The 11908-nt window shown below is 67.0% G+C and carries 8 protein-coding genes; all 8 read right to left on the reverse strand.

Annotated elements, in window-relative coordinates; all coding sequences use genetic code 11:
- Positions 1–8: 8 nt before the first annotated feature.
- A complete protein-coding gene (locus VF167_17980; protein ID HEX6927320.1) occupies positions 9–2063 on the reverse strand; it encodes a BatA domain-containing protein in 2055 nt (684 codons plus the stop codon).
- Positions 2063–2968 (reverse strand): DUF58 domain-containing protein, encoded by a 906-nt coding sequence (locus tag VF167_17985; protein HEX6927321.1) that lies wholly within the window; start codon positions 2966–2968, stop codon positions 2063–2065. The genes VF167_17980 and VF167_17985 overlap by 1 nt, the downstream gene beginning before the upstream one ends.
- Positions 2969–3152: 184 nt before the next feature.
- On the reverse strand, positions 3153–4199 hold the full coding sequence (locus VF167_17990) for a MoxR family ATPase (GenBank protein HEX6927322.1): 1047 nt from the start codon (positions 4197–4199) through the stop codon (positions 3153–3155).
- 43 nt (positions 4200–4242) lie between these two features.
- Positions 4243–5022: a DUF4159 domain-containing protein gene (locus VF167_17995; GenBank protein ID HEX6927323.1), complete on the reverse strand. Its 780-nt coding sequence runs from the start codon at positions 5020–5022 to the stop codon at positions 4243–4245.
- Positions 5022–7556, reverse strand: coding sequence for a tetratricopeptide repeat protein (locus tag VF167_18000; GenBank protein ID HEX6927324.1), 2535 nt, complete (start codon positions 7554–7556; stop codon positions 5022–5024). The genes VF167_17995 and VF167_18000 overlap by 1 nt, the downstream gene beginning before the upstream one ends.
- Positions 7553–8503 (reverse strand): C13 family peptidase, encoded by a 951-nt coding sequence (locus VF167_18005; protein HEX6927325.1) that lies wholly within the window; start codon positions 8501–8503, stop codon positions 7553–7555. Before VF167_18005 ends, VF167_18000 begins: the two co-directional genes overlap by 4 nt.
- Complete coding sequence (locus VF167_18010; GenBank protein ID HEX6927326.1) at positions 8500–10779, reverse strand: glutamine amidotransferase; 2280 nt, start codon at positions 10777–10779, stop codon at positions 8500–8502. The genes VF167_18005 and VF167_18010 overlap by 4 nt, the downstream gene beginning before the upstream one ends.
- A gap of 127 nt (positions 10780–10906) precedes the next feature.
- Positions 10907–11797, reverse strand: coding sequence for a DUF4159 domain-containing protein (locus VF167_18015; GenBank protein ID HEX6927327.1), 891 nt, complete (start codon positions 11795–11797; stop codon positions 10907–10909).
- Positions 11798–11908: the final 111 nt, after the last annotated feature.

Consider the following 11908-nt stretch of genomic DNA (forward strand, 5'->3'; position numbering starts at 1 on the left):
AGGACCCCCTATCCCCTCGTTGGGGTAGCGCCGCGGTAGAACCGGTTCGAGACGACCGACTCGGCCGCGAGGATCAAGAAGGCAATCACCAGGAGGTACCACCAGGCGCTCTGCTGGCGCTCGCGCTCCTGCAGCGTCAGCGGTACCGCATCGGAGGTGGCCAGCGGATCGACCGCCTCCCCGGCCACGGCGGCGACCAGCTCTTTCGGGTCGAAGGATTCCATCCCTGCCTCTGCCGGGTCAACGTTGACGCCGACCACGGCATTGCGGTCTCCCGTGCGCTGATCGCGCAACTCATAGAACCCGGGCTGCTCGAGGGCGAGGGGGCGCGAGCCGTCGATCGGGAGGCGCTCGCCACCCGGGGTGAGCGCCAGCGTGTACGGCTCGGCTTGCGGATCCATCGCACCCGGATCGAACGGGTCGCCCACCATCTGCCAGGCCGCCGCGGGTGAGTAGCCGGCGGCGTACTTCACCAACTGATGAACGAACGGCAAGAACACCGGCTGTAGCGCCAGGTTGTTCCACCGGCTGTCCATCGTGCTGCTCCAGACCAACACGCGGCCCTTGCCCACCCGCTGCTCGGTGAGCGCCGCTCCGCCATCGCCGAAGCGCGCGAGAACACGAGCCCCTTCGGGAAGGGCCCGGTACTGGAAGACTCGCGCCGCGGTGAAGTCGCCGCTGCGGGGGGCGCTGAACGGCTCGAAGACCGGGTGCCCGAGATCGACGAAGCCGAGCGTCGTCCCGCCCTCTCCGGAGTGATCCACCGTTCGCCCCAGGCTGGGAATCACCCCATCCCACTGGCCCAGGCTGTTGTCGCCGGCGATGGAGATCAGCCCAGCACCACCTTCGACGCGCGCGCGCAACCGGCGTCCGACCTCTCCGTCCGGCAGAGCGGTCTGGTTGAAGATCATCACCGGGAACTCTTCCAGGTCGGCGGCAGAGAGGCGCGCCACGTTGCGGGTTTCCACGCGGAAACCCGGAGAGTCGCCCTGCTGGAGTGCGCGCTCGAGGTAGAAGCTCGCCCGAGGAGGCGTCCCCGGTCCCTCCACGATAAGCGCTCCCACCCGCTGGTCCGCGGCGAGCACGAAATGGAAGGTGTTATCCACCGCCAGATCGTCCTCGGCGAGGCGCACGCGACCCCGTATCGGGCGGTCGGCGGGCAGCGTCAGCGGGTCGAACGTGACGCTGGCGCTCGACCCCGAGAAGGAGACCTGTCGCGTCTCGACGGGCCGTCCGTCCACCTCCATGACCACCGGAACCGGGCCCGTAGGCGCCTCTCCGTGCGACACCAGCCGAGCGGTGATGGCGGCGCGCTCGTGGCCTTCCGTGTTCATCCGCTCGATTGACGCCCCTGCCACCGACAGGTTCTCACCCTCTCCTTCGGCCACGCTGACGGGAGTCACCCGGGTCCCCGGCGGCAACTGGATCGATCCGATCTCCGCCGCGTCCGCATCCCAGCCACGGCGCTGGAAATCGGAAATCAGCACCACCTCGCGCCGGGGCAGGGGCGATCCCGCGAGAATGCGCTGGGCATAGCGCAGTCCGGGTGCGTAGCGCGTGCTCCGTGGGCCGGGTTCGACCCCTCGCAACGCCGCGAGCAGCTCCCCCCGCTCCATCGTGGTGGGGCTCCCCGCCTCGGCCTGCGTATCGAAAAAGAGCAGTGTGCCGCGATCGCTCGATCCCAACCCGCCGATTGCCTCCTCAGCCGCGTCGATGGCGCGTTGCCAGCGATCGCCGAAGCCCATGCTGTAGGAGCGGTCCAGCAGGATCACGAGCTCCCTGCCACCGGTGGCCCTCGGCAGGAACCCCGCGCCGTCGCGGTGCACGAAGGGGCGCGAGAAGGCGAAGACGAGCAGCGCCAGCCCCAACAGGCGGAGAAGCAGGAGCGGCCAGCGATGAATCGTGCGGCGCGAGGTCGAGCGATGCGGTACCTGGCGAATGAACATCAACGACGGGAAGGCGATGGCCGTCCGCGTCTGCTTCCTGGTCAGGTGCAGCAGCACGGGGATCGCGAGAGCCGCAAGCCCCGCCAGAAAGGCCGGTACGAGAAAGGTCAGGGACATCAGCGAACCCGATTCAAGCGCTCACGCGCCGAGAGGAAGGCAAACAGCGCGTGGTCCAGCGGCATTCCGGTGTTGAACATGGCGTAATCCACACGGCTCTCCGTGAACTTGCGAGAGAGCGTCGCGATGTGGTCGCGGACCAGCTGCCGGTAGCGATCGCGCAGCGCCTGCGGAACGACGGGGATCCGCTCTCCCGTCTCAATCTCCTCGAAGTTCGTGGCCTCGTCGAAGGGGAAGTCGAGCTCGGTCGGGTCCAGCAGGTGAAACACGATGAGGTCGTGGCCGCGCCCACGCAGCGGCTTCACCGCGTCGAGCACCGCTTCGGGAGGCTCGTACAGATCGGAGATCAGAACCGTGAGACCGCGCCGCCGCAGCCGATCGGCGATCCGCAGCAGGGGCGGAGCGAGCTTGCCGCGGCCCGTTCCCGGCTTCAGCCGGTCGAGCGTATGCAGGATGACGTCGCGGTGACGCGCCGAGGGCGGCACGTACTCCACCACGTCTTCATCGAAGACCGCCAGACCCACCCGGTCGCGCTGCTCACGGGCGAAATAGGTCAGGCAGGCCGCGAGGTACCGCGCGTAGTCGAACTTCGGCACACCCGTCCCGACGTAGCTCATCGAACGGGAGCCGTCGAGCAGAACCACGAAGTTGGAGTTCGTGTCCGCCTCGAACTCCTTGACGAAGTAGCGATCGGTCCGCGCGTACAGCCGCCAGTCCACGCGGCGAATGTCGTCCCCCGGCATGTACGCCCGATGCTCCGCGAAATCGAGCGACAACCCCAGATACGGCGACCGATGCAGCCCGTTGATGAAGCCATCCACCACCGTCCGGGCCAGCAACTCGAGGTTGCTGATCCGGGCGAGAACCTTGGGATCGAGGAAGGCGCTGGGGGCAGTTGCGGGCATCGACGCGTATAAATTCTGAATTCTGAATTCTGAATTTTGAATTGCTCCAATTACGAATTACGAATTACCAACGGCGCACAACATGAAAATTCAACCCAGGGCGGCAGGGCGCGCTACCCAATTCAAAATTCATAATTCAAAATTCAAAATTGACGCTCGTGATTCGCAATTCGTAATTCGAGGGTCACTGCATGCCCGATTTCGGCGTGGGCACCGCTTCCAGTAGTTGGTCGATGATCTGGTCGCGGGTGATGCGTTCCGATTCAGCGTGGAAGTTCGTCAGTATGCGGTGGCGCAGGACGGGGTGCGCCAGGGCGCGGATGTCGTTGAACTCCACGTGCGGGCGGCCGTCGGTCAGGGCCCGGGCCTTGGATCCCAGGATGAGGTACTGGGCGGCGCGGACCGAAGCCCCGAACTGCACCCACTCCTTGATGAAGGGGTACGTGGCCCCGTCTCCCTCCGGCCGGGTCGCCCGCACCAGCGACAGCGCGTAGCGCAGCACCGCGTCCGGCACCGGCACCTTCCGCACGAGCCGCTGGAAGGCCACGATGTCGGGCCCGGTGATGACGTGCTCAAAACGGTAGTCCTGCACCGCCGTGGTCGAGCGCACGACCTCCAGCTCGTCCTGCACTGGCGGGTGCTCGATCACGATCATGAACATGAAGCGGTCGAGCTGCGCCTCGGGCAGCGGGTAGGTGCCCTCGAGCTCGATCGGGTTCTGCGTGGCAAACACGAAGAAGGGCTCCTCGAGCTCGTAGGTCCGGCCCTGAATCGTGACCCGGTGCTCCTGCATTGCCTCCAGCAGCGCTGATTGCGTCTTCGGCGGGGTCCTGTTGATCTCGTCCGCCAGCACGATGTTGGCGAAGATGGGCCCCGGGGCGAAGACCATCTGGCGGTACCCTGTCGACGGGTCCTCCTGGATGATGTCGGTGCCCGTGATGTCCGAAGGCATCAGGTCGGGCGTGAACTGGATCCGGGAGAACTTCAGGTTCAGCACCTGGGCCAGTGAATGCACCAGGAGCGTCTTGGCGAGCCCCGGCACACCCAGGAGCAGGGAGTTCCCGCCCACGAAGAGCGTGAGCAGCAACTGATCGATGACTTCTTCCTGGCCGACGATCACCTTGCGCAGCTCTCCCAGGATTCGGTCCCGCCCCTCTTTCAGCCGCTCGGCTAGCTGGAGATCGTCCTCGTTCTCGTCGCGAACGACTGCCGTGTGAATCGTAGACGCCAAAATGCCTCGCTCGTTGAATGCCCAGTGAGAGTGGAATCCGGCTTCAGTGCGTCATCGCGTACATGATGTAGTTCACACCCAGCTTGTAGGCTTCGTTCGAGACGTCCACCGGAAGCCAGCCGGTGTCGGAGAACTCCCAGTAGTCGCCGATGTCGTTGTTGTAGTTCACCACCACGAGCAGCCGCCCTCGGGGGTCGTTGTCCTCGAAGATGCCGTAGTACACGGGGGTGAAGCGGCGGTACGTCGGGGGCGCCAGGTCAAGCGCCTCGATCGTGAAAAACGAGTTGAAGATCGGGTGACTGACCTCGAGCTCGATCAGTTGAGCGCCGGGAAGCACACGCCGGATCTCCCGCTCGAAATTGTAGATGTCCCCGCCGCGGAAATCGTCGACGATCAGGAAACCGCCCTTCAATAGCCACGCCCGCAGGGCAGCGGCCTGCTCATCCGACTGCGTCCAGAATCCTGCCTCACACAGGTAGGCCAGCGGATACTTGGTGAGCTCCGGGTCGTCGACCGCGAAGATGTTGCTGCCATCGGTGCGCGGCGCGAGCAGCGTGGCGAATTCCAGGATGCGCATCAGGTTGCGCTCGGCGCGGGGATAGTCGTGCGCCCACGGCGGCGTGTATCCCATCCCCGGTCCGGCTGCGTCGAAGCGGAGGCGGACGAAAGTGAAGCGGCCGTCGTAAGGCGTCTGGCGCTCCTGCAACGCCTCGCCCTCCGCGCTCGAGCCGGGTTCGGCCGGCGCGCCCTCACCTCGCACGGCGCCCCCTCCGAAGAGAGCCGCACTCGCGAGGAGCAACCCCAGCCGACCGAGGCCGGGCATCAGGTGCCTCCCGGCTGACTGAGCTCCAGCAGGAGCTCCTGGGCACGCTCGAAAGCAGGCGCCGCCTCCAGTGCGCGGAGTACCTGCCTCCGCGCCTCCTGTCGGTCTCCGGCATCGCGCAACCCCACGGCGAGCTGGTAGAGCGCCTCGGCGCGATCCACCGGGTTCAGCGCCACCACCGCTCTACGCTCCCGCACGACGCCCTCCGCCTCACCCGCCCGAGCGTAGGCCTCCGCCAGGCGACGGTGATGCTCGATCTCGTAGGGGAAGATGTACATGACCCGCTCGAGAGCGGCCGTCAGCACTGCGTCTTCTCCCCGCGCCTCGGCCAGCTCGGCGAGCTTCAGGTTCGCCTCGTAGGCGTTCTCGTCGATCGCGGCCACCCGCTCGAGCGACTCGATCGCGGCCGCGGTGTCGCCTCGCTCGAGCTGTGTCGCGGCGAGAACGGAGTAGGCTGCCGCGTCCGCGCCGTCGAAGAGCCCGATGACCTGGGTGAGCCGCCGCTCCGCCTCATCGTACTTCTTTTCGCTGGCCAGTCGCCGCGCCTCTCCCATCGCCGTGCGATACTCCTGGACCCGCGCCGGGGGGTACTTGGCGCGCAGCCACTGGTCGAACTGTCTGTCGATCTGCTCCGGCTCGGCCCCCAGCACCCGCCGTAGCACCTCGGCGTTGCCGCGCCCCTCGCCGTATTCTCGCAGCATCCGCTGGACCGCCGGGAATCCTTGCGTCTCCACGATCCACTCGATGGCCAACGACGCGGCGTGATAGGCGAGGCCCAGGTGCTGCGGCGTGGGCGGACGGGTGAAGCCTTCGTTCAGGCGGCTCAGCGGCGGGATGTCGCCCGCGTCGTAGGCCATCAGGAACTCCGCCGTGGTCTCGCTCCCCCACCCCCGCCTGGCGCGACGCTCCTCGAATACGGAGAGCCCCTCCGTGAACCAGCGCGGAACCCGGTTGTTGCTGAGCCCGAGAGCGATCGTGTGCGCGAGCTCGTGCCAGAGCGTGGAGCCCCAGTTGAGCTGCCCGGCTGGCCGCGCCGCGGGCGAGTTCAGCGCGAGCACATTTCCGAACGCGACGCCGAGCGCCCCCAACCCCGTGAGGCCCACCGTGCGTACGGAGAAGTCCGCGTGGCGCGGATAGACCTCAACTCGCACGGGGGTCGGCGGCTCATAGCCGTACCGCCGCGCCAGCGAATCGTAGGCCTCTTCCGCCAACTCCGAGAAATAGGGGAAGAGCAGCCCCGCCTCGTCGCCGTGCAGCATGTAGACGAAGCGCGGCGAGGTGCGCAGCTCGTAGTTGGAGTAGGTATCGAGCAGGTCGAGGGTGTTGTAGATCCAGACGTTGTACGGGTCGCCCGCGAAGGATCGCTCCAGGCTTGCCTTCGCCTCTTCGACCCGGCCGAGGCGAAGCTGGTTCAGCCCCAGCGCGCCATAGCCTGCCCACGATTCGGAATCGGTCTCGACCGCGAGCTGCGCCAGCCGTTCGGCCTCCGCGTACCGCCGCACCTGGGCTGCGACCTCCGCCACGGTCACGTAGAAATCGCCGTAGGTCGGGTTCAGCCCGAGCACGCGATCGCGCACCTCGTTGAACCCCCTTTCATCACCCTGCAGAAAACGGATGGTCCCGAGCAGGGAAAGCGCGTCGAGCGAGTTGCGGTTGACCGCCAGCGCCTGCTGGAGCTCCGCCTCCGCCTCCGGCATGTTCTCCGCTTCCAGCTTCAGGCGGGCGAGCAGGATCCGCGCGGGCACGTACTGGTAGTTGATCTCGAGGCTCTTGCTGGCCAGCTCGAAAGCTTCCGCCTGATCCCCGTCGAAGTGCTTCGCCCGGGCCAATCCGACCAGCGCGCGCGGGTGCACGGGGTTGATGGCGAGGACCTCCTGGAAAGCCTCGTGCGCCTGCGGGCTGTCGTACTTGTCGATGAACATTTCGCCCATCAGCAGGCGCGGCTCGAGCGCGTTCGGCTCCAGCGCGATCGCTTCGTCGTAGGCCTTGACCGCATCCTGGAAGAGCTCGGGGTTGCGCAGGCCCAGGTAACGCACCGCCGTGCCCACCGCCGTCAGGTCCGCGGGGGAGAGGTTGTCGGACTGGTTGTAGACGTCGATGAAGCGGTCAAAGCGGCGCATCGCCTCTTCCCGCTGGCCGCTGTCGAACTGCAGGATGGCGAGGTTGAGCTCCGCGGTGAGGGAGTCCGGGTCCCCCGTCTGCATCGCCCGCTCGAACTCCGCCCGCGCCTCGTCGCGGCGGCCGAGCTCGAGCAGGATGCGGCCGCGGTGCACGGGCAGCCCTTCCGCCGCGGCCAGCGCCTCGTCGTAGTGACCGATCGAGGCGAGGGACTCGACCAGCAGGATCCGCGTGTCCCGATCGTTCGGGGTCGCCTGGAGGACTCTGCGGCCGAGCTCGATAGCCTCGGCGTAGCGGCCGGCCAGGAACGAGGAGCGCACGTCGTCCGGAATGACGTCGTCCTGCGCGCAGGCGAGCTGCGGCAAGGCGAGAGCGAGGATCATCAACCCCGCCCAGAAGATGGCAGGTCGTCTCATTTGGTCCCCTCCCTCTCGCGGATCTCCCGGTTGGTCCGGGCGAGCTCGAGGAGGAGCCGCTCCAGCTCCCGCTGGTACTCCGCCTCCTCCATCTGGTCCTTGCGGGCCGTGAGCGCCTGGACCTGGGCCTCCAGCGCCTCCCGCTGCTCGACCAGCCCGCGCAGCTCCGGCGATGCGGGGGTTTCGGCAGCAGCGCGCGCGGCGCCTCCGCCGAGGCTGAAGGCCCGAGCCAGCTCACGATCGCCTCCCAGGACGGAATGCTCGGTCTGCAGGCGACTGTCGGAATCGTAGAAGCGTTCGACTTCGGCGGTGGCAAAGTCGTACGCTTCCAGGATGGTCACCTGTCCGTCCTTGTTGGTGTCCGCACCGTCCCCCGTGAAGGCCTCCACGAAGAAGCGCGCGAAGACCGTCTCGTTCTGCTCCAGGCCGGACTTCGTCGCCGTGATGACGGTGCGGTTCTTTCCCGCGAGCGCCTCCTGGAAAGCGCCGCTGGCGCTGGTCGTGTTCACCACCACCACCTGCTGGGTCGGGAAGCGATCCAGCATGGTCGCGAGCTCGCTCGCAGTGAGGTCAGGTCCGGGAAGGTTGATCCGACCCTCCTCCCCGTTGGCGCTACCATGGCCGAAGAACAGCACTAGCACCCGATCGTTCGGGCCCGCCTCCGAGGCGATGCGCTTGAGCTCGGCGTCGATGTTCTCCTTGGTGGACTTCCCCGCAATGCGGCTCGGATCGCGGGACTGGTCCTCGGCTAGATAGGTGATCCGCTCGCGTGGCATCCCGAAACGCTCGACGGCTGCGTCGGCCATGCCGGTAGACCAGGCGTGGAACTGGTCCGCGAGTCGCGGCTCCCCTGCCAGCCCGCTGATGATAAGGAGGTGGCTCTGCGCGGCGGCCGGTGCGGTCGAGAGCGCCAGCATCCAGGCCACCGTCATCGCGATCCTTCTCATGGCAACCCCCGCTTGCGGCGGTACCCCCATTCTCCCATCACCAGACCGATCATCAGAAAGAAGAGAATGGGCATATCCCACAGGTCGTACCGCTCCATCTCCGTCACACCTTGCCCCGAATACCGGATTTCCTCGGGAAGGCGCGCGAGCTCATCGATTCCGTAGAACCTGCCGCCGGTCTCCTCCGCGATCCGTCGGAGCAGGGGCGCGCGCATCTGCGCAGCGAAGTACTCCCCGTCGTCCTCCACGGCCTGGAGCCCTAGCTCCCCCGTGGCCACCACCGAATCGCCCCGCGACGCGTCGACGGCGATCCGGTGGAGGCCGAGAGCGTGGGGAGTGAAGGCGGCGCGGTACTCCCCGTCGCGCTGCCCCGTCCACGTCATCGTGAACTCCTGTGCCGTTCCGTCCGGCGCCTCCACCAGGGCGGTGACGTTGGCATCATTGATCGGGTGGAACTCCCGATCTCTCAGCTCCACACTGAACGTCACCGGTTGACCGACCGCCGCCGGTTCCTGTGAGGCGCTGAAGGAGATCTGCCCGGGCACCTCGTTCACCAGCCACCGCAACATCTGACCCCAGAAGGTCTCGTGGGTCTGGTCCTCCAGCGGGATGTCTGCGTGCATCTGCCAGATCCAGCTGTCCTGCACCGGGAAGGCCAGCGACATCCCCTTCCCGTAGCGCTGGTAGGCGAGCACGATCTGCCCCGCCGGAACACCCGGCCCCGAACCGACCAGCAGGGCGGTGGCACCCGGCTTCAGGCGGGTGACGCGATTGAATGTCGTAAGCGGTGGTAGGGTAGCCCACCGGGACCGCGAAGAATCGGGGTCTTCCGAGAGCTGGAGCAGCGGGTGCTCGAGCCCGATCCGGGTGGGCTGGACCTTCAGCTCGGTGAAGAACGACTCTCCCGACCGGCCGTCCAGCTCCACTGGTAGCACGTCCTCGAGCACGGTGCCCGCGTAGCCGCCTTCCGAAAACGACCGGCGACCCCCGAGCATCAGGAGACTGCCGCCCCGCTCGGAAACGAAGTCGGAGATGAGTTGCAGCTGATCTCGGGTGAAGTAGCCGGCTTCGACACTCCCCAGGATGAGAGCACGGTAGCTGAAGAGCTCCTCGCGCGTGCGGGGGAAGCCAGCGGCCAGCTCGGAGGCGCTGTCGACCCCGAGGCGGTAGAACTTGTTCTCCGCGCTGCGCTGCAGCAGGACGAGCTGGAGCTGCGGATCGTCCTGGATCGCGCGGCGCATGAACTTCACCTCCCAGCGCGGCTCCCCCTCGAAGTAGAGGATCTTGTGCGGCTCCGGGCGAACCTCCAGTAGCGCCTCCTGGGTGTTGTTCTCGCGGACCAGCTCGCCCTCCTGCACCGGCACGCGGAAGGTGAAGCGCCGCCAACCCGGCTCCGACGCGGTGAAGTGGACCCGCACCGCGGCGGGAGTGCCATCCAGAGGCAGATCGACATTCTGCTCGGCGACGATCCTCCCTTCGTCCTCCACCACCAGCGGTACGGTCCGTCCCCCGAAGCCGTTCTGCGCCACCACCACGTCGACCACGAGCGAGGTCCCCTGCAGCACCGAGCGCGGGGTGGCGGCCCGACGCACTTCGATGTCGCGGCGGAACTCCTCCTCACCCACGCCCACGGTGTACACCGGGATCGAGGAGGCGCGCAGGTCCAGCAGCGAGGCATTGAGCTCCGCCTCCGCGCGGTCGGCCCCGTCGGAGATCACCACCAGCCCCGACAGCGGGACTCCGGCCAGCTCGGCCCTCGCCTGGTTGAGCGCCTGACCGATCCGACTCTGCCCTCCGAGGAAGGTGAGATCTCCCACGTCGGAGATGCGTTCCGCCGTGCTCGAGAAGCGGAACAGTCGCAGTCGGAAGCGCTCGCTGAGGGCCTCGATCAGGCGGCTCTGCTCGGGGTTGAGGCCGCGTTGCACGACGGCCCCGCGCGCCCCCGCGTCGCTGTCGGCGATGCGCATGCTGCGCGAATCGTCGATGAGAATCCCGAGGTAATTCTCCTGGGGAACGGCGACGGGGATCTGCAGGACCGGACGGAAGAGCAACAGTACGAGCAGAGCCAGGGCCGCCGTGCGCAGCGCGACCAGCACGGCGCGATCGCGCAGCAGGAGCCCGCGCCGGCCTCGCATGTACGACCAGGCCGCGAAGGCGGCGAGTGCGACCGCCGTCGCCAGTAGCCACCACGGAAGCGGGGTCGCGAAGAGCAGGCGGCCCTTCTCGAACACCAGTGGTGGGTACTTGAAGAGGAACTCCCAGATGGCGAGCAGCATGCCGGACCTGGTCGATCGGGTCGAGAATGGACCGCCACCGCCCGAAGTGGGCAGCGGCGGGAAGCGGAAACCGCAGCGGCGTGTGGGGGGCGGGGGCCTGGCCGCGCCCGAACCAACTGGCCGCGTCTCAGTGCGTCATCGCGTAGATGATCGCGTTGGTCCCCATCTCGAAGGCGTACGTCGAAAACTTCAGGGGATACAACGGGTGCTCGGCGTGCTCCCAGGCATCGCCGATGTCCGTGTTCCAGTTGATCATCACCATCAGCCGCCCGTGCTCGTCGAAGATGCCACGGGCATAGGGGACGTACCCGTCCTGCTCAAAGGTCGGAGCACCACTGATACCGCGGTCGACCGTGGGCACCTGAATGATCTCGTCTACGGTGTACATGGCCGAGAAGATGGGATGATCCATCGGTAGCTCGACGATCGGGTACTCCGGCAGGACCCGCTTGATCTCCCGCTCGAAGTTCTGCCACTGGTACGTCCCCCAGAAGTCGTCGATCATCAGGAAGCCGCCGGCGAGCAGGTAATTCCGCAGGCCCTGCACTTCCTCGTCCGTGAGCGACATGAAGCCGACCTCGAGGGCGTAGAGGAAGGGGTAGCGCCGCAGGTCCGGATCGTCGAGACGAACCGCGTTGTCCTCGGGGTACGCGTCGATATTGGAGAGGCGGGTCAGAACGGTCAGGAACTGAATGTCCGCCTTGGGATAGTCGGTTGCCCAGCTATTGTAGCCGCTGCGCCAACCGCGCGCGCCCCCAGTGTACCGCGCCCGGGTGAAGTAGAAGCTGTGCGGAGGCAGCTCGGAGGCGGGGCGAGCATCGGCGGAACTCCAACGCTCCCGCTCCACTCTCTCCTCGCGGGCTGAAGAGCCGAGGTACATCTGAGCCCCGGCAGTCGCAGCCAGGGCGGTGAGAACCGCGACCGACAACAGGGCGCGCTTGGAGACGAAAGGCCGCATCTTCTGGCCCTCCTGGCTGGTCCGCCGGAGCGAACGAGGGGTGAGGGACGACCGCTGCACACCGATCCTCCTCACCGTATGCGGGTGGAGAAAACGGGGCTGGAGGGCGGGTTTACAGCGCCATCAGGAAGCTTTCAACGCGGTCGGCTCGACCTGCAAAGGCCGGACCGG

It is taken from the genome of Longimicrobiaceae bacterium (assembly GCA_036375715.1).
Classification (GTDB): domain Bacteria; phylum Gemmatimonadota; class Gemmatimonadetes; order Longimicrobiales; family Longimicrobiaceae; genus DASVBS01.